The sequence below is a fragment of the Streptomyces sp. NBC_00354 genome, assembly GCF_036106915.1.
Lineage (GTDB): Bacteria > Actinomycetota > Actinomycetes > Streptomycetales > Streptomycetaceae > Streptomyces.
Map to the genome: position 1 here is coordinate 5,143,244 of NZ_CP107983.1, position 17,704 is coordinate 5,160,947.

15 protein-coding genes are annotated in these 17,704 nt (G+C 71.8%); 10 read left to right on the forward strand and 5 right to left on the reverse strand.

All coding sequences use genetic code 11. The features are described from left to right. The first annotated feature begins 39 nt into the window (after positions 1 to 39). Complete coding sequence (locus OHT74_RS23555) at positions 40 to 717, forward strand: response regulator transcription factor (protein WP_030865957.1); 678 nt, start codon at positions 40 to 42, stop codon at positions 715 to 717. Between the two features lie 12 nt (positions 718 to 729). Next, positions 730 to 1,995 (forward strand): ATP-binding protein, encoded by a 1,266-nt coding sequence (locus OHT74_RS23560; protein WP_328621307.1) that lies wholly within the window; start codon positions 730 to 732, stop codon positions 1,993 to 1,995. 52 nt (positions 1,996 to 2,047) lie between these two features. Here OHT74_RS23560 and OHT74_RS23565 read toward each other — a convergent pair whose 3' ends face one another. Next, positions 2,048 to 2,602, reverse strand: coding sequence for a GtrA family protein (locus OHT74_RS23565; RefSeq protein ID WP_266666446.1), 555 nt, complete (start codon positions 2,600 to 2,602; stop codon positions 2,048 to 2,050). A gap of 223 nt (positions 2,603 to 2,825) precedes the next feature. Here OHT74_RS23565 and OHT74_RS23570 point away from each other — a divergent pair, with 223 nt between their 5' ends. The 4 genes from OHT74_RS23570 to OHT74_RS23585 all read left to right on the forward strand — a co-directional run bounded on the left by OHT74_RS23570 (position 2,826) and on the right by OHT74_RS23585 (position 6,944). Further along, on the forward strand, positions 2,826 to 3,965 hold the full coding sequence (locus OHT74_RS23570) for a 5-(carboxyamino)imidazole ribonucleotide synthase (protein WP_266994901.1): 1,140 nt from the start codon (positions 2,826 to 2,828) through the stop codon (positions 3,963 to 3,965). Then, on the forward strand, positions 3,962 to 4,498 hold the full coding sequence (gene purE / locus OHT74_RS23575; RefSeq protein WP_266666450.1) for a 5-(carboxyamino)imidazole ribonucleotide mutase: 537 nt from the start codon (positions 3,962 to 3,964) through the stop codon (positions 4,496 to 4,498). The genes OHT74_RS23570 and purE overlap by 4 nt, the downstream gene beginning before the upstream one ends. Next, a complete protein-coding gene (locus OHT74_RS23580) occupies positions 4,495 to 5,691 on the forward strand; it encodes a dipeptidase (protein WP_266666452.1) in 1,197 nt (398 codons plus the stop codon). The genes purE and OHT74_RS23580 overlap by 4 nt, the downstream gene beginning before the upstream one ends. 137 nt (positions 5,692 to 5,828) lie before the next feature. Further along, positions 5,829 to 6,944 (forward strand): dipeptidase, encoded by a 1,116-nt coding sequence (locus OHT74_RS23585; protein WP_328621308.1) that lies wholly within the window; start codon positions 5,829 to 5,831, stop codon positions 6,942 to 6,944. Positions 6,945 to 6,984: 40 nt separating this feature from the next. Here OHT74_RS23585 and OHT74_RS23590 read toward each other — a convergent pair whose 3' ends face one another. Then, positions 6,985 to 8,328, reverse strand: a complete 1,344-nt coding sequence (locus tag OHT74_RS23590) for a UDP-glucose dehydrogenase family protein (RefSeq protein ID WP_266666456.1) — start codon at positions 8,326 to 8,328, stop codon at positions 6,985 to 6,987. 216 nt (positions 8,329 to 8,544) lie between these two features. Between OHT74_RS23590 and OHT74_RS23595 the strand changes: the two genes are divergently transcribed. Further along, a complete protein-coding gene (locus OHT74_RS23595) occupies positions 8,545 to 9,702 on the forward strand; it encodes an acyl-CoA dehydrogenase family protein (RefSeq protein ID WP_266666458.1) in 1,158 nt (385 codons plus the stop codon). A gap of 277 nt (positions 9,703 to 9,979) precedes the next feature. Further along, on the forward strand, positions 9,980 to 11,062 hold the full coding sequence (locus tag OHT74_RS23600) for an NDP-sugar synthase (protein ID WP_266672993.1): 1,083 nt from the start codon (positions 9,980 to 9,982) through the stop codon (positions 11,060 to 11,062). A 54-nt stretch (positions 11,063 to 11,116) separates the two neighbouring features. On the opposite strand, the gene OHT74_RS23605 is transcribed toward OHT74_RS23600, so the two are convergent. Next, positions 11,117 to 12,472, reverse strand: a complete 1,356-nt coding sequence (locus OHT74_RS23605) for an LCP family protein (protein ID WP_328621309.1) — start codon at positions 12,470 to 12,472, stop codon at positions 11,117 to 11,119. A 106-nt stretch (positions 12,473 to 12,578) separates the two neighbouring features. Between OHT74_RS23605 and OHT74_RS23610 the strand changes: the two genes are divergently transcribed. Continuing rightward, a complete protein-coding gene (locus OHT74_RS23610) occupies positions 12,579 to 13,130 on the forward strand; it encodes an acyl-CoA thioesterase (protein WP_266628720.1) in 552 nt (183 codons plus the stop codon). Between the two features lie 18 nt (positions 13,131 to 13,148). Here OHT74_RS23610 and OHT74_RS23615 read toward each other — a convergent pair whose 3' ends face one another. Continuing rightward, entirely contained in the window at positions 13,149 to 14,681 is a 1,533-nt protein-coding gene (locus tag OHT74_RS23615) for an LCP family protein (protein WP_328621310.1), read from the reverse strand. A 174-nt stretch (positions 14,682 to 14,855) separates the two neighbouring features. On the opposite strand from OHT74_RS23615, the gene OHT74_RS23620 reads away from it, so the two are divergent. Next, the gene (locus tag OHT74_RS23620) at positions 14,856 to 15,884 is read left to right on the forward strand and encodes a glycosyltransferase family 2 protein (RefSeq protein WP_266666466.1); all 1,029 of its coding nucleotides are present in this window, start codon (positions 14,856 to 14,858) and stop codon (positions 15,882 to 15,884) included. An 89-nt stretch (positions 15,885 to 15,973) separates the two neighbouring features. On the opposite strand, the gene OHT74_RS23625 is transcribed toward OHT74_RS23620, so the two are convergent. Then, positions 15,974 to 17,617, reverse strand: coding sequence for an LCP family protein (locus OHT74_RS23625; protein ID WP_266666467.1), 1,644 nt, complete (start codon positions 17,615 to 17,617; stop codon positions 15,974 to 15,976). Positions 17,618 to 17,704: the final 87 nt, after the last annotated feature.

Below are 17,704 nucleotides of genomic sequence, written 5' to 3' on the forward strand. Positions count from 1 at the left end.
CGCCCCTCCACATCGCCCCCGCGGACTACCATCACCCACATGACGCGTGTACTGCTCGCCGAGGACGACGCATCCATCTCGGAGCCCCTGGCCCGCGCCCTGCGCCGGGAAGGGTACGAGGTCGAGGTCCGGGAGGACGGCCCCACCGCCCTGGACGCGGGACTGCAGGGCGGCGTCGATCTCGTCGTCCTGGATCTGGGCCTGCCCGGCATGGACGGCCTCGAGGTCGCCCGCCGGCTGCGCGCCGAGGGCCACGGCTTCCCCATCCTGGTGCTCACCGCCCGGGCGGACGAGGTCGACACGGTCGTCGGCCTGGACGCCGGCGCCGACGACTACGTGACCAAGCCCTTCCGCCTCGCCGAGCTGCTGGCCCGGGTCCGGGCCCTGCTGCGGCGTGGCGCCAACGACGCCACCCAGGCCCCCGCCACCCACGGCGTACGGATCGACGTCGAGTCGCACCGCGCCTGGATGGGCGAGGAGGAGCTCCAGCTCACGGCCAAGGAGTTCGACCTGCTGCGGGTCCTGGTCCGCGACGCCGGCCGGGTCGTCACCCGCGACCAGCTGATGCGCGAGGTGTGGGACACCACCTGGTGGTCCTCCACCAAGACCCTCGACATGCACATCTCCTGGCTCCGCAAGAAGCTGGGCGACGACGCCGCGAACCCGCGCTACATCGCCACCGTCCGGGGCGTCGGCTTCCGCTTCGAGAAGAGCTAGCGGCACCGGAGCATGCGCCGCCGTCTGATCAACTCCACGCTCGCCGTGGTGCTCGTCGTCATCGCCGTCTTCGGGGTCTCCCTCGTGATCGTGGAGACCCGGACGATCACCAGCAGCGCCCAGGACCGCATCGAGTCCGAGGCGCTGCGGCTGGTCGGCATCGTCGAGTCGAGCGTCCTGGAGCACAAGCCCATCGACGCCCAGGCCCTCGCCGAGCAGCTGGACATGGGCCGCTACGCCCGGATCACCGTCCCCGGGCAGCCGCCCGTGGACGTCGGCGACCGGATCCCCGACAGCGTCATCCGCGGCACCGCCAAGGGCGAGCAGGGCGAGATCGTCGTCGTCGAGGAGTCCCGCTCCACGGTGACCCGCGAGGTCGGACGGACCCTGGCCGTGGTCGGCGCGGTGGCGCTGCTCGCCGTCGTGGCGGCCGTCCTGCTCGCCGTACGGCAGGCCAACCGGCTGGCCTCCCCGCTCACCGACCTGGCCGAGACCGCCGAGCGGCTGGGATCGGGCGACCCGCGGCCCCGGCACAAGCGGTACGGGGTCCCCGAGCTGGACCGGGTCGCGGACGTGCTGGACTCCAGCGCCGAGCGGATCGGCCGGATGCTGACCGCCGAGCGGCGGCTCGCCGCGGACGCCTCGCACCAGCTGCGCACCCCCCTCACGGCCCTGTCGATGCGGCTGGAGGAGATCACGGTCACCGAGGACCTGGAGACCGTACGGGAGGAGGCGACCATCGCCCTCACCCAGGTGGAGCGGCTCACGGACGTGGTCGAGCGGCTGCTGACGAACTCGCGGGACCCGCGGACGGGCTCGGCGGTCCCCTTCGACCTGGACGAGGTCGTCAAGCAGCAGGTGGAGGAGTGGCGGCCGGCCTACCGCAGCGCGGGCCGGGCCATCGTGCGCTCCGGCAAGACGGGCATGCGGGCCGTCGGCACCCCGGGCGCGGTCTCGCAGGTGCTGGCCACGCTCGTGGAGAACGCGCTGATGCACGGGGGCGGCACGGTCGCGCTGCGTACCCGGGTGATCGGGAACCAGGCGGTGCTGGAGGTCACGGACGAGGGGCCGGGGGTCCCGCCGGACCTGGGCAACCGGATCTTCGAGCGGGCGATCAGCGGGCGCAATTCCACCGGGATCGGTCTGGCGGTGGCCCGGGACCTCGCGGAGGCCGACGGGGGTCGCCTGGAGCTGCTGCAGACGCAGCCGCCGGTGTTCGCGCTGTTCCTGAGCCGGACGGCGCCGGAGCGGCCGGAGCCGGAGCAGACGGTTCGCTGAGCCGGCGGGCGGTGCGCCGAGCCGGCCGGGCGCCCGCAGGGGCGCGTACGGCCTACTTGCCGGCGGGCTCGGGGGCGCGTGCGGCGCTCGGGCCGCTCTCGGCCCCCCCGCGCGGCGTGGCGACCACCGAGGCCGGGGCCGGAGCCTGGGCCGCAGTCGGCGCGGGTTCCGGCAGGGCCTTGAAGACCCAGGTCCGGTACGACCAGAAGCGGAACACGGTGGCCGTGCCGATGCCGATGAACTTGAACACGTTCGTGGCGAGCGGGCCGTCCCAGTCGAACCCGTAGGTGGCGGTGTACAGCACGCCGTTCTCGATCACCAGGCCGATCACGCTGAAGGCCGCGAACAGCGGCAGCTCGCGGGAGCTCCCGGTGCGGGCGCGGTCGCGGTAGGTGAAGTACCGGAAGCCGATGTAGTTGGTGACGATGGCCACGATGGTGGCTATGACGCTCGCCCGGACGACCTGGAGGTCGGTCGTGTGGCGGATCAGGTTGAAGACGCCCAGGTTGACGAGTACACCGATGCCGCCGACGGCCCCGAACTTCGCGACCTCGCGGGCGAGGCCCCGTACGCGTTCGAGCGCGGAACCCTGCTGCGGCGTACTCATGTGATGGATCAGTCCTGTCGTCACCGCCCCGCTCGGGGGCGTCCGCGGAGGCGTCTGCCGCCTTCGGTCAACCCGGCCATGCTAAGTGTCGCCCCACGGGCCCGTCTGTGCCTTCGCACACCGTGCGACGCACGGCACACGGGGGCGGGAATGCTACGCGCGTCGACCAGAACGGGCCAGGGTCACGTCCGGATGGCGGAATACCGGCGGATACCCTGGAGAGGTGACGTTCCCGGTAGTCGGCATGGTCGGCGGCGGACAGCTCGCCCGCATGACCCACGAGGCGGGTATCCCCCTCGGCATCAGATTCAAGCTCCTCAGTGACACCCCACAGGACTCGGCGGCCCAGGTCGTGAGCGATGTCGTCATCGGCGACTATCGCGACCTGGAGACGTTGCGCGCCTTCGCGCGCGGCTGCGATGTGATCACTTTCGACCACGAGCACGTGCCCATCGAGCACCTGCGGGCCCTGGAAGCGGACGGCATTCCCGTCCGCCCGGGGCCCGACGCGTTGATGCACGCCGCCGACAAGGGGGTGATGCGCGCGAAGCTCGACGAGATCGGCGCCCCGAGCCCCCGGCACCGGATCGTGAGCGATCCGGCGGACGCGGCGGCCTTCGCCGACGAGGTGGGCGGCTTCCCGGTCATCCTCAAGACCGTGCGCGGCGGCTACGACGGCAAGGGCGTGTGGTTCGTGCGCACCCCCGAGGACGCGGAGGCCCCCTTCAAGGCGGGCGTCCCGGTCCTCGCGGAAGAGAAGGTCGACTTCGTCCGCGAGCTCGCGGCCAACATCGTCCGCTCCCCGCACGGCCAGGCCGTGGCCTACCCCGTCGTCGAGTCCGTCCAGGTGGACGGCGTGTGCGACACGGTGATCGCCCCCGCCCCGAACCTGTCCGAGGCGCTCGCGGGCGAGGCCCAGGCCCTCGCCCTGCGCATCGCCAAGGAGCTCGGCGTGACCGGCCACCTGGCCGTCGAGCTGTTCGAGACCACCGACGGCCGGATCCTCGTCAACGAACTGGCGATGCGCCCGCACAACAGCGGCCACTGGACCCAGGACGGCGCGATCACCTCCCAGTTCGCCAACCACGTCCGCGCGGTCCTGGACCTCCCCCTGGGCGACCCCCGCCCCCGGGCCCGCTGGACGGTCATGGCGAACGTGCTCGGCGGTGACTACCCCGACATGTACGCGGCGTACCTGCACTGCATGGCCCACGACCCGCAGCTCAAGATCCACATGTACGGCAAGGACGTGAAACACGGCCGCAAGGTCGGCCACGTCAACACCTACGGCGACGACCTGGACGATGTGCTGGAACGCGCACGCCACGCAGCCGGCTACCTCAGAGGAACGATCACGGCATGAGCACCTCCATCGCAGGTCCCGTCATCGGCATCGTCATGGGCTCGGACTCCGACTGGCCCGTCATGGAGGCCGCCGCCCAGGCCCTGGACGAGTTCGAGATCCCCTATGAGGTCGACGTCGTCTCCGCGCACCGGATGCCGCGCGAGATGGTCGCGTACGGGGAGCAGGCCGCCGAGCGCGGCCTGAAGGCGATCATCGCCGGCGCCGGCGGGGCCGCCCACCTGCCCGGCATGCTCGCCTCGGTGACCCCGCTGCCCGTCATCGGCGTCCCCGTGCCGCTGAAGTACCTCGACGGCATGGACTCCCTGCTGTCGATCGTCCAGATGCCCGCAGGGGTTCCCGTCGCCACCGTCTCCGTCGCCGGGGCGCGCAACGCCGGGCTGCTGGCCGTACGGATGCTGGCCGCCCACGACAAGGACCTCCTCGCCCGGATGAAGGACTTCCAGCAGGAGCTCAACGACCAGGCCACGGAGAAGGGCAAGCGGCTGCGGACGAAGGTCGCGAACGCGGAGTCCTTCGGGTTCGGCAAGTGAGCGCGGCGCACACGTCCGTGGCGGCGGACCGCCTCGCCGAGGCCCGCGAACTGCTCGCCGAGCACCCGGTGGTCGACGGGCACAACGACCTGCCGTGGGCCCTGCGCGAGCAGGTCCGCTACGACCTGGCGCAGCGCGACATCGCCGGCGACCAGCGCGGCCTGCTGCACACCGACATCCCGCGGCTGCGCGCCGGCGGCGTCGGCGCGCAGTTCTGGTCGGTCTACGTCCGCTCCGACTTCGCCGGCGACGAGGCGGTCAGCGCCACCCTGGAGCAGATCGACGCCGTCGCCCAGCTGATCGACCGTTACCCGGCGGACCTGGTGCGGGCGCTGACGGCGGACGACATGGAGGCGGCCCGCGCCGACGGCCGGATCGCCTCGCTGATGGGCGCCGAGGGCGGCCACTCCATCAACAACTCGCTCGCCACGCTGCGCGCCCTGCACCAGCTGGGCGTGCGGTACATGACGCTCACGCACAACGACACGATCGACTGGGCGGATTCGGCGACCGACGAGCCGCGCCACGGCGGCCTGAGCGACTTCGGCCGCGAGGTCGTCCGCGAGATGAACCGCATCGGCATGCTCGTCGACCTCTCGCACGTCGCCGCGACGACGATGCGCGACGCACTCGCCGTCTCGGCCGCGCCGGTGATCTTCTCGCACTCGTCCTCGCTGGCGATGTGCGACCACCCGCGCAACATCCCGGACGACGTGCTGGCGCAGCTGCCGGCCAACGGCGGCGTCGCGATGGCCACGTTCGTACCGAAGTTCATCCTCCCGGCCGCGGTCGAGTGGACCCTGGCCGCGGACGAGAACCTGCGGGCGCACGGCTTCCACCACCTGGACACCTCGCCCGAGGCGATGGCCCTGCACCGCGCCTTCGAGGCGGAGCGTCCGCGCCCGGTGGCCACGGCCGCCACGGTGGCCGACCACCTCGACCACATGCGCGAGGTGGCGGGCGTCGACCACATCGGCATCGGCGGCGACTACGACGGCACGGCCTTCACCCCGGCCGGGCTGGACGACGTGGCGGGCTACCCGAACCTGATCGCGGAGCTGCTCACACGCGGCTGGTCGCACGCAGACCTGGCCAAGCTGACCTGGTCCAATGCGGTACGGGCGCTGCGCGACGCCGAGGCGGTGGCGCGCGAGCTCTCCGCGTCCCGCGGCCCCTCCAACGCGGTCCTGTAGCCGCCGCCCGGCGGCTGTGGCGAGGGGTGTGACCTGCGGGTTACACCCGAACGCCACATCCGCCGGGCGATCCGGCCGTCCGGCGTGTCACGGTGGCAGCATCCCTCCCTGCTGCCGCCGAGACCGGAGCGAACGCCATGGCCGACCTGCAGGATGAACAGAACGCCGCGTACACCGCGCACACCGCTTACACCGCCGATACGGCCCCCGCGGGCCCCGGCTCCGCCGGAGCCGAGGACCTGCCCGCCGCGGTACCGGGCAGCGCCCTGGAGCGGGCCGTCGCCCTGCTGTCCGTGCATCCCGTCGCCGACGGGCACAACACACTGGTCTGGACCCTGCGCCAGAGCCCGTACCACGACATCGACACCCCGGACAGCGGTGTCGACACCGACATCCCGCGGCTGCGCGCCGGCGGGGTCGGCGCCCAGTTCTGGTCGCTGCTGCTGCCGCGCGAGGCCGCGGCCGCGGCCGCGGCCGCCGACCAGATGGTGTCCGACACCCTCGAACAGATCGACGTCGCGCTCACCCTGATGCGCCTTTATCCCGACGGCCTGTGCCTCGCGCTGACCGCGGACGACATGGCCGATGCCCGCAACCGGGGCCGGATCGCCTCGTTCCTGGGCCCCGTGTCCGGCCGTACGCTGACCGATTCGCTGGGCGCCCTGCGTGCGTTCCACGCCCTGGGCGTACGGGTCCTCGCGCCCGCGGGAGCGCCCTGGGCCCACCATGACCTGACGCCCTTCGGCCACGAGGTGGTCCGGGAGATGAACCGGCTGGCGATGCTGGTGGACCTGACCGGCTGTACGCCGGAGGTGGCCTGCCAGCTCGCGGGGGCCTCCAAGGCCCCGGTGATCGTCTCGCACACCGCGGCGGCGGCCCTGAACCCACATCCGGGGAACGTGACCGACGAGGTGCTGCTGGCCCTGCGGGCGGCGAACGGTCTGGCGATGGTGACCTTCGACGCCGAACAGACCGGGGACTCGCTGCACGCCGTCGCCGATCACGTGGAACACGTACGGGCCGTCGCGGGCCCGCACTGCGTGGGCCTCGGCGCCACCTTCGGCTCCGAGCAGGGCACCCCCCGGCCGGCCGGCCTGACCGACCCCTCGGGCTATCCGCGGCTGATCGCGGAACTGCTCGAGCGGGGCTGGTCGGAGACCGACTTGGCCCTGCTGACCTGGGACAACGCCCAACGGGTGCTGCGCGACGTGGAATTCACGGCCCGCGCCGCCCAGCACCGCAGACCGGCGTAGGGCGGCTCGGTGCGGCGCAGGCGGCGCAAGCCGGCAGAACCTAGGCGCGCGGGCGGCCCATCGCGCGGTACGTCCAGCCGGCCGCGCGCCAGCGGTCGGTGTCGAGGGCGTTGCGGCCGTCGAGGATCAGGCGGTCGGTGACGACCTCGCCCAGCTCCACCGGGTCGAGGTCGCGGAACTCGCGCCATTCGGTGAGGTGCAGGACGACCTCCGCGCCGCGGGCCGCCTCCAGCGCCGAGTCCGCGTACCCGAGCGTCGGGAAGACGCGGCGGGCGTTGTCCATGCCCTTCGGGTCGTAGACGGTGACCTGGCCGCCCTGGAGGTGGATCTGCCCGGCCACGTTCAGGGCGGGGGAGTCGCGGACGTCGTCCGAGTCCGGCTTGAAGGTGGCACCGAGGACCGCGACGCGCTTGCCGAGGAAGGACCCGCCCACGGCCTCGCGCGCCAGCTCGACCATGTGGCCGCGCCGGCGCATGTTGATGGAGTCGACCTCGCGCAGGAAGGTCAGCGCCTGGTCCGCGCCGAGCTCGCCGGCGCGTGCCATGAACGCCCGGATGTCCTTGGGCAGGCAGCCGCCGCCGAAGCCGATGCCGGCGCGCAGGAACTTCGCGCCGATCCGCTCGTCGTGACCGATGGCCTCGGCCAGCTTGACCACGTCGCCGCCGGCGGCCTCGCAGACCTCCGCCATCGCGTTGATGAAGGAGATCTTCGTGGCGAGGAAGGAGTTGGCGGCGGTCTTGACGAGCTCGGCCGTCGGGAAGTCGGTCACCACCAGCGGGGTGCCCTCCGCCATCGGCGTCTCGTACACCTCGCGCAGCAGCTTCTCGGCGCGGTCGCCCTGGACGCCGATCACGATCCGGTCGGGGTGCAGGGTGTCCTGCACGGCGAAGCCCTCCCGCAGGAACTCCGGGTTCCACGCCAGCTCGACTTCGGCGCCCGCCGGGGCCAGCTCGGCCAGCTTCGCAGCGAGCCGCTCCGCCGAGCCCACCGGCACGGTGGACTTGCCGACGACCAGCACCGGCCGGGTCAGGTGCGGGGCCAGCGACTGCATCGCGGAGTCGACGTACGACATGTCGCACGCGTACTCGCCGTGCTTCTGCGGAGTGTTCACGCAGACGAAGTGGACGTCGCCGAAGGCGCCGACCTCCTCCCAGGACTGGGTGAAGCGCAGCCGCCCGGTGGAGCCCGGCAGGCCCTCGACGTGCTTGGCGAGGAGTTCCTCGAGCCCGGGCTCGTACATCGGCACCCGGCCCGCGGCCAGCATCTCGATCTTCTCCGGCACCACGTCCAGCCCGAGCACCTCGAAGCCCAGCTCCGCCATCGCCGCGGCATGGGTCGCGCCGAGGTAGCCGGTGCCGATCACAGTGATCCTGAGGGGGGCCATGGGTGCTCCAGAGGTGCGGGGCCGTTTGCGGCCACTGAGCATAGTCGGGCCGGTCCGCGGGGACGTTCCCCAGGAGACACGGCTGTCACGCAGCTCACGTACCTCGTACATATCGCTGCCATGACGCCGGACACTAAGATTTGGGTTACTTAACGGTAGTTAGCATCACGCAGTGCACACGCATCGCACGCGCATCACACTTGGGGAGTGAGAGTCTTGGCGGGTTCTGCCGACTTCGACCTGTACCGCCCGGCCGAGGAGCACGACATGCTCCGCGAGTCCGTCCGCTCGCTCGCCGAGGCGAAGATCCTGCCGTTCGCAGCCGCGGTCGACGAGGAGGCCCGCTTCCCGCAGGAGGCCCACGACGCGCTCGTCGCCAGCGACCTGCACGCCGTCCACGTCCCCGAGATCTACGGCGGCGCCGGCGCCGACGCCCTCGCCACCGTGATCGTGATCGAGGAGGTGGCCCGCGTCTGCGCCTCCTCCTCCCTGATCCCGGCCGTGAACAAGCTCGGCTCGCTCCCGGTGATCCTCTCCGGCTCCGAGGACCTCAAGAAGAAGTACCTCGGCCCGCTGGCCAAGGGCGACGGCATGTTCTCGTACTGCCTCTCCGAGCCCGAAGCGGGCTCCGACGCCGCCGGCATGAAGACCCGCGCCGTGCGCGACGGGGACTTCTGGGTCCTCAACGGCGTCAAGCGCTGGATCACCAACGCGGGCGTCTCCGAGTACTACACGGTCATGGCCGTGACGGACCCCGAGAAGCGGTCGAAGGGCATCAGCGCCTTCGTCGTCGAGAAGTCCGACGAGGGCGTCTCCTTCGGCGCCCCCGAGAAGAAGCTCGGCATCAAGGGCTCCCCGACCCGCGAGGTCTACCTCGACAACGTGCGGATCCCCGCCGACCGCATGATCGGCGCCGAGGGCACCGGCTTCGCCACCGCGATGAAGACCCTCGACCACACCCGCATCACCATCGCCGCCCAGGCGCTCGGCATCGCCCAGGGCGCCCTGGACTACGCCAAGGGCTACGTCCAGGAGCGCAAGCAGTTCGGCAAGCCGATCGGCGACTTCCAGGGCGTGCAGTTCATGCTCGCGGACATGGCGATGAAGATCGCCGCCGCCCGCGCGCTGACCTACCAGGCGGCCGCCGCCTCGGAGCGCGGCGACGCCGACCTCACCTTCCTCGGCGCGGCGGCGAAGTGCTTCGCCTCGGACGCGGCCATGGAGGTCACCACGGACGCCGTCCAGCTCCTCGGCGGCTACGGCTACACCCGCGACTACCCGGTCGAGCGCATGATGCGCGACGCGAAGATCACCCAGATTTATGAAGGCACGAACCAGGTCCAGCGGATCGTCATGGCGCGCAACCTGCCGTAGCCCGGCCTGCCCCGCAGCCCCACGACCGGCCCCCGGCACCCTGCCGGGGGTCGTTCGCGTCCGCCTGCCGGTCCGTGTGACCACGGGCCGGACGCTGCTCCAGGCGGGCTCGGGTACGACGAGGGCGGCCGAAGCCACTTGCAGCGACTGGGAAGCATCTGTCGCGCGCGTCCAGCCGTCCCGCCACGTCTGCTCTCGTTCGGCTCCGAGGCGGCCGTGTACGCGGATGGGCTAACTTGGGACCCACATAGGGCCCGAACCGGGTGGGGAGAAAACAATTTTGGAAGCCATCCTGCTGGTCGGGGGGCAGGGGACGCGTCTGCGCCCCGTCACGGTCAACACCCCCAAGCCGATGGTGCGCGCGGCCGGGGTTCCGTTCCTCGCCCACCAGATAGCCAGGGCCGCCGCCGCAGGTGTCACGCACATCGTGATGGCCACCTGCTACCTCGCCGAGGTCTTCGAGCCGTACTTCGGTGACGGCTCCGCCTTCGGCGTCTCGCTCGAGTACGTCGTCGAGGACGAGCCGCTCGGCACCGGCGGAGCCATCCGCAACGCCGCGCAGCGGCTGACCGGCGGACCGGACTCCTCCGTCCTCGTCTTCAACGGCGACATCCTCACGGGCCTGGACATCGCCGGGCTCGTCGACTCGCACCGGGCGGCCGCCGCCGACGTCTCGCTGCACTTGGTGCGGGTGGAGGACCCGCGGGCCTTCGGCCTGGTCCCCACCGACTCCGAGGGGCGGGTGCTGGCCTTCACCGAGAAGCCGCAGACCCCCGAGGAGATCATCACCGACCAGATCAACGCCGGCTGCTACGTGTTCCGGCGGAGCGTCATCGACTCGATTCCGGCCGGGCGTCCCGTCTCCGTCGAGCGGGAGACCTTCCCCGGCCTGCTCGCCTCCGGGGCCAGGCTCCACGGGGTCACCGAGAACACGTACTGGCTGGACCTCGGCAAGCCCGAGTCCTTCGTCCAGGCCTCGGCCGACCTCGTACGCGGGGTCGTCCCCTCCCCGGCCGTCCCGGGTCCGCGCGGTGAGTCCCTGGTGCTCCCGGGCGCAGAGGTGGCGGCCGGAGCCAAGCTCTCCGGAGGCACCGTCGTGGGCGCCGGGGCCCGTATCGCCGCGGGCGCGGTCGTCGAGGGCTCCATCGTGCTCGACGGCGCGGTCATCGGCCCGGACACCCAGGTCCGCGCCAGCCTGATCGGCGTCGGCGCCTCGGTGGGAACGCGCACCGTACTGGACGGCGCGGTCCTCGGGGACGGGGCCGTCGTCGGCTCCGACAACGAACTGCGCGCGGGCGCGCGGGTGTGGTGCGGGGCCGAACTGCCCTCCGCCGCCGTCCGCTTCTCCTCCGACCGCTGACAGCACACGAAGATGCCGCCGACCACGTGAGGTCGGCGGCATCTTCGTGTCCGGCTAGTTGGCCGTGACGGTGACCTTCTCGTCGTTCTGGATCTGCTTGACGAGCTGCTGCACCTTCGCCTTGTCCCAGAGCAGGTTGCCGCCGCGCTCGCCCGCGATCGGCATGTTCATCGACACGCCCTCGCCGCCGCTGATGCCCTTCATCGCGAAGAACATGTCGGCCATGTCCCACAGCGACATGTCCTTGTCCACGACCAGCGTGTCCAGGCCCGCGCCCAGTACCGGGTACAGCTTGAACGGGTTGAGGATCGTGCCCGGCGTGGCCGCCTGGTTGGCCAGCGTCGCCAGGAACTTCTGCTGGTTCTTCGTGCGCGCCAGGTCCGACTCGGCGAACGCGTACCGGGTCCGGACGAAGGCGAGGGCCTGCTCGCCGTTGAGCGTCTGCTCGCCGGCCTTGAAGTCGGCGCCCGACTTCTCGTCCTTGAAGCCCTTCTCGATGTTCATGTCGACACCGCCGAGCGCGTCCACGATGTTCGCGAAACCGGCGAAGCCGATCTCCGCGTAGTGGTCGATGCGCAGCCCCGTGTTGTGCTCCACGGTGCGCACCAGCAGCTCCGGGCCGTCCTCCGCGTACGCCGCGTTGAGCTTGGTGTGCCTGCCCTGCGCCGGGAACTTCTTGCCCGACTGGGAGCCGACGAAGGAGGGGATCTCCACGTCGGAGTCGCGCGGCAGCGAGATCATGGTGTTCCCGCTGGAGCAGGCCGCCAGGATCATCATCGAGTCGGTGCGCTTGCCCTCGGCCGAGCCGGTGTGGAGCTTCTTCTTGTCCTCGTCGGACAGGCCCTCGCGGCTGTCGGAGCCCACGATCAGGTACGTGGTGCAGTCGCCCTCCTTCGGGCGCTCGATGACCTTGGAGAGGTCGACCTCTCGGCGCACCTTGGAGTCGGCCCAGAAGTAGGTGCCGATGGTGGTCGCCAGCAGCGCCGTGACCAGCACGATGGAGCCGATCTTGATCCGCCTGCGCCAGTCCGGGGCCGGGCCGGCCGGCCGGCGGCCCGGCCCGCCGGGACCGCCGGGGCCACCGGGCCCGCTCGGAGCACCAGGGCCGCCCGGACCCGCCGGGCTGGTCTGCGGGCTCCCGTAGACCTGGCCGGTGTTGTAGCCGCTGTCGTAGCCGCCGTACGTGTCGTGGCCCGGGGCCTGCTGCGGAGGTACCCCGTACGCGGGCGGCTGCCCGGGCCGGGCCGGCGGCTGCGCCGGTCGCTGCGGTTGCTGCTGCGGCGGCACCGGCCGCTGCTGCCGGCGCTGGACATGCGGCATCCGCCGGGCACCCTCCGGCTGCGCCTGTGCGCTGCCGTGTCCGTACCGGTCGTCGCCGCTGTCGTTGCGCCCCTGGGGCCACTCACTCATGCCGCCTAGGATGCCTGGCCGGACGGGGTGCACGACAGTCCGGGCGGAGCTTCGTTCCGGTGCTGTTGCAGAGCTGATGCCTCGGCGTCGGCTTTAAGGTGTCCGTATGACAGAGATACCGGGCGAGACGGCTGGCGACCTGCAGGGCAAGCCGATCTCGGCCTCGCGGACCACCCTCAGCCACATCATGACGGCCAACGACACCAACCTCCTCGGCACGGTGCACGGCGGTGTGATCATGAAGCTGGTGGACGACGCGGCCGGCGCCGTCGCCGGGCGCCACTCCGGCGGGCCCGCCGTCACCGCGTCCATGGACGAGATGGCCTTCCTCGCACCGGTCCGCGTCGGCGACCTGGTCCACGTGAAGGCCCAGTGCAACTGGACCGGCCGCTCCTCCATGGAGATCGGCGTACGGGTCCTGGCCGAGCGGTGGAACGAGTCGACCCCCGCCACCCAGGTCGGCAGCGCCTACCTCGTCTTCACCGCCGTGGACGCCGAAGGCAAGCCGCGTACGGTCCCGCCGGTGCTCCCCGAGACCGACCAGGACCGGCGCCGCAACCAGGAGGCCCAGATCCGCCGCACGCACCGGCTCGCCCGCCGCCGGGCGATCATGGCGCTGCGCGAGGAGCGCGCGGCCCAGGGCTTCGACCACGACTGAGCCCGGCCCCCGGTCGGGCTACCCGCCGCAGACCACCTGGTCGCCCGTGACCACCCCGAACTGGCCCTGGTTGGGGTCCTCCGGCCGGACCGGCACCACCTTCCGGTAGTCCGCTCCGGCGATCACCAGGACCGTCCGGCCCTGGCCCGCCACCGCCCGCAGCTCGCTGCCGGGCAGCGCGGTCGAGACCGTACGGGCCGAGCGGTCCCAGCGCGGGTCGTACGCGATCACCGTGCGCTTGACGTCGCGGCTCGCGCCGCCCACCGGGGCCCGGGTGGTGTCGAAGCCGGTGGCGCGCAGTGCCGTGTCCACCCGCCCGCCCAGCCCGTCGATCCGGGTCCCGTTCTCCACCTGCACCCGGATCTGCTGCGGCGGCACGTCCACCGGAACCGCCGGCTGCTGCTGCACCGCGCGCCCGGACTGCCCTTCGCCCTGCGTCTTCGCCTGTCCCCGCCCCGGCCCCGGTGCGGCGGGGGCCAGCGGCCGGTCCAGGCGCAGCGCCTCGAAGAGCTTCGCGGCCTTCGGCCCGTCCCATTTCACCGTCGAGCCGATGCCCTTGACGGGGTACGAGGGGTTCCCGATCGGCACCGAGGCGAACTCCGAGGAGGCCGGGGTGAAATCGCGCAGGGCCTGGCCCAGGGCCAGCATCTGTTCCGATCCGAAGCCCCGGTCGGCCCGGACCGAGCCCAGCAGCGTGGAGCTGACCTCCTTGAACTTCACCGGGTTCAGCAGTACCCCGCCGCCGGTCGCCTGCTTGACCAGGGCGGCGACGAACCGCTGCTGGCGCTGCATGCGGCCGAGGTCGGCGGCCCCGTCCACATGGCGCGAGCGCACGTACTGCAGGGCATGTCCGCCGCTGAGCCGGTGGGTGCCGGGCAGCAGGTCCAGGCCGGTGTTCTGGTCGTGCAGGGCCTTGGCGGTGCAGACCTCCACGCCGCCCATCGCGTCGACGGTCTTCATGAAGCTGGTGAAGTCGACCTCCAGGTAGTGGTCGATCTTCACCCGGGTCATGTTCTCGACGGTCCGCACGGTCAGCTGCGGCCCGCCCTCCGCGTACGCCGCGTTGAGTTTCACGGCGTGCGGCCCGTGCTGCTTCCCGCTGGACTCGTCCCGGTGCGCGGGCAGCTCGGCGTAGCTGTCGCGGGGCAGGCTGACGACGCTGGCCCGCTGCCGGTTCGCGGAGAGGTGGACCAGCATGACGGTGTCGGTGCAGTGGCAGGGGGCGCCGCCGAGGCGGTACTCGCGCTTGTCCTGCGGGGTGATCTTGTCCCGGCCGTCGGTGCCGACCAGCAGGAAGTTCAGGCCGTGCCCGGCCTGCGGCCGGTTCTTCATGTCCTTGAAGGGGTCCACCCGCTCGATCCCGGTGTCCACGCCGGTCATCACCGCGTGCCCGATCGCCCCGGAGCCCAGCACCGCCACGGCCAGTCCGGCCGCCAGCCGTACCCCCCACCGGGGCCGGTCCGTCCGGTGCCGGGCCGGACCACCGCCGCGCCGCGCGCGCTGCGGCTGCGGGGGCCGGGCGGGTCGGGTGGGGCGGTGCGGCTGGGGCACGGGGGACACCTCCGCGGGGCAGCAGGGGCCGGCAGGAACGAACCAGACACAGCGGGCAGATCGTCAGAACAGTAGGCCCATACGATCAGCCTCTGTCCCTACCGATCAGGCGGCGCGCACCCGTTTCCCCCGTACGCGGTAACGTGACACCGATACCCGACCGTGAAGGACCACATGCCCGCCCAGCAGCCCGCAGTCTCGGTGATCATGCCGGTGCTCAACGAGGAGCGCCATCTGCGTGACTCCGTCCGCCACATCCTCGGACAGGAGTACGCCGGTGAGATGGAGGTGGTGATCGCGCTGGGGCCGTCCAAGGACCGCACCGACGAGATCGCCGCCGAGCTCGTACGCGAGGACCCCCGCGTCGTCACCGTTCCGAACCCCTCCGGCCGCACCCCGGCCGCCCTCAACGCCGCCATCAAGGCCTCGCGCCATCCCATCGTGGTACGCGTCGACGGCCACGGCATGCTCTCGCCGAACTACATCGCCACCGCGGTCCGCCTCCTGGAGGAGACCGGTGCGCAGAACGTCGGCGGCATCATGCACGCCGAGGGCGAGAACGCCTGGGAGGACGCCGTCGCCGCCGCGATGACCTCGAAGATCGGCGTCGGCAACGCGGCCTTCCACACCGGGGGCAAGGCCGGCCCGGCCGACACCGTCTACCTGGGTGTCTTCCGCCGCGAGGCGCTGGAGCTGGCCGGCGGATACAACGAGGAGTTCATCCGCGCCCAGGACTGGGAGCTGAACTTCCGCATCCGCGAGGCCGGCGGGCTCATCTGGTTCTCGCCCGAGCTGAAGGTCCAGTACCGCCCGCGGCCGTCCGTACGGGCGCTCGCCAAGCAGTACAAGGACTACGGCCGCTGGCGGCACGTGGTGGCCCGCTACCACTCGGGCTCGATCAACCTGCGCTACCTGGCCTCGCCGACCGCCCTGTGCGCCATCGCCGCCGGTGTCGTGGCCGGTGCGGTCGTCAGCCCGTGGGGCTTCGTGGTCCCGGCCGGCTACCTCGCGGCGATCACCGTCGGCTCGATCCCGGCCGGCAAGGGCCTGTCCCTGAAGGCGCGGGCGCAGATCCCGGTGGCCATGGCCACCATGCACATGTCCTGGGGCTTCGGCTTCCTGACCAGCCCGCGCTCGCTCGCGGCCAAGGTCATCGCGAGCCGCCGCCCGGCGGTGCGCCGCGACCTCGCCAGCGAGGTCTGAGCAGGCCGGCGACAGCCGCGTACGTAGGACACGAAAGGGCCCGGGGTGCTGTCGGCCGACAGCACCCCGGGCCCCTTCACGTGCAGGCGCTACCAGGTGAAGCCCGGCTGGATCGCCATGCACTCCTTGTCGTCGTCGCCGTTGAACGGGCGGGCCGAGTCCGGGGCCTTGGTCGGGGCCGGCGGCGGCGGGGTCGGCGCGTTGCCGGTCCGCCAGTCCTTGCCGACGAACAGGACGATCCCGGTGACGTCGTCGGACTTCTCCACGGAGCTCGCCGGCAGGCCGAGCGCGGTGGCCACGGCCGCCGCGTCACCCGCCTGGTCCGGGCTCGAGAAGCGGATCACGGTGGTGTCCTCGGCCGCGGTCTGCGTGGTGGCGAGGGCCTTGGTGAAGCCCTTGCCGGCCAGGATGGCGGCGACGTCGTCGGCCCGGCCCTTGACCCGGGTCTGGGCGCCGTCCTTGCCGCCGGTCGCGTTGCGCACGGTGACCGGGATCTTCGCCGCAGGTGCGGCCGGGTCGGCGGCCGGCTGGGACGGGGCCGCGGGGGAGCCGGAGGCGGCGGGAGATCCGGAGGCGGCCGGCCCCTCCGGGGTGGCGGCCGGGTTCCCGGACCCCTTGCCGTCGAGCGCGATGTCCTCGCGGACCATCTGGAACAGGCCCTCGGCCTCGACCGGCTTGGGCTCGACCCGGCCCTCCTCGCGGGTGCTGTATACCCACGGCATGGTGGTCATGGTGATCCGCCCGGTGGGGACCTTCTTGAGCTCCATGCTGAGGTCGTACAGCTTGTCGATCTTGTTGAGGCCGGGGTCCACGACCATGGCCTTGATGGCCGCCTGCGCCAGGCTGTTGAGCTTCACCGGGTTGCTGAGCTTGGCGTTCTTGCGGAACTCGCGGGCCATCGAGTTCATGTACATGTGCTGGGCGTGGGTGCGGCCGAGGTCGGTGCCGTCCTCGAAGCCGTAGCGGGTGCGCAGCCACTGCAGGGCCTGCTCGCCCTGGATGGTGTTCGTCCCGGCGGGGAGCTTCAGGCCGGAGCCCTTGCCGTCCCTGGTGCGCGACTCCACGTTCTGCTGGACGCAGACCGGGACGCCGCCGATGGCGTCCGCCATCGTCACCACGCCCTTGAAGTCGATCATCATGAAGTGGTCGATCGGTATGTGCGTGAGCTCCTGCCAGGCGGCGACCGTGCAGCCGGGCCCGCCTCGGCTGAGGGACTCGTTGGTCTGGACGAGGCCCTTGCTGGCCTGGTGGACCTTGCCGCCCGGCTCGGTGCACTTCGGCATCATCAGCATCGTGTCGCGCGGCATCGACACGACCGACATGTTGCTGCGGTCCGCCGACAGGTGCAGCAGCATCTGCACGTCCGCGAGGGGCGGGCCGTCGAAGGTGTCCCTGGCCCCGCCGAGGGCCTGGTTGGCTGCGTCGTCACGGGCGTCGGAGCCGATGAGGAGGATGTTCAGCGGGGTCTGCCCGAAGGCGTTGGGCTTGGAGCCGCCCAGCTTGGTTTCGCCGAGGTTCAGGGCGTCGGTCTTGATGCTGCCGTTGAGGTGGCGGTAGTAGAGGTAGCCGCCCGCCGCCGTCGCGAGTATGAGGAACGACAGCACGGAGGACACCCAGCGCACCACGCGCCGACGGCCCCGCCGCTTGTGGCCGCTGCTGCCGGATCCGCCGCCGGATATGTCACCGCCGGGTTGGGCGGGCGCCCCCTCCCCTCGCACGCTGCTGTGCCTCACACGTCCCCCTCAAGATTCACTTAGTGTCGTGGTGTGCCGGTCCACCGGCACAGGCCGGCCCCGGCCGGACAGCCGGTCCGGGCTGTC

Coding starts and splice junctions, on each gene's coding strand:
- purE (WP_266666450.1), top strand. CDS start 3,962: ATGAGCACCTCCATCGCAGGTCCCGTCATCGGCATCGTCATGGGCTCG.
- OHT74_RS23605 (WP_328621309.1), bottom strand. CDS start 12,472: ATGAGTGAGTGGCCCCAGGGGCGCAACGACAGCGGCGACGACCGGTAC.
- OHT74_RS23555 (WP_030865957.1), top strand. CDS start 40: ATGACGCGTGTACTGCTCGCCGAGGACGACGCATCCATCTCGGAGCCC.
- OHT74_RS23610 (WP_266628720.1), top strand. CDS start 12,579: ATGACAGAGATACCGGGCGAGACGGCTGGCGACCTGCAGGGCAAGCCG.
- OHT74_RS23620 (WP_266666466.1), top strand. CDS start 14,856: ATGCCCGCCCAGCAGCCCGCAGTCTCGGTGATCATGCCGGTGCTCAAC.
- OHT74_RS23585 (WP_328621308.1), top strand. CDS start 5,829: ATGGCCGACCTGCAGGATGAACAGAACGCCGCGTACACCGCGCACACC.
- OHT74_RS23565 (WP_266666446.1), bottom strand. CDS start 2,602: ATGAGTACGCCGCAGCAGGGTTCCGCGCTCGAACGCGTACGGGGCCTC.
- OHT74_RS23560 (WP_328621307.1), top strand. CDS start 730: ATGCGCCGCCGTCTGATCAACTCCACGCTCGCCGTGGTGCTCGTCGTC.
- OHT74_RS23590 (WP_266666456.1), bottom strand. CDS start 8,328: ATGGCCCCCCTCAGGATCACTGTGATCGGCACCGGCTACCTCGGCGCG.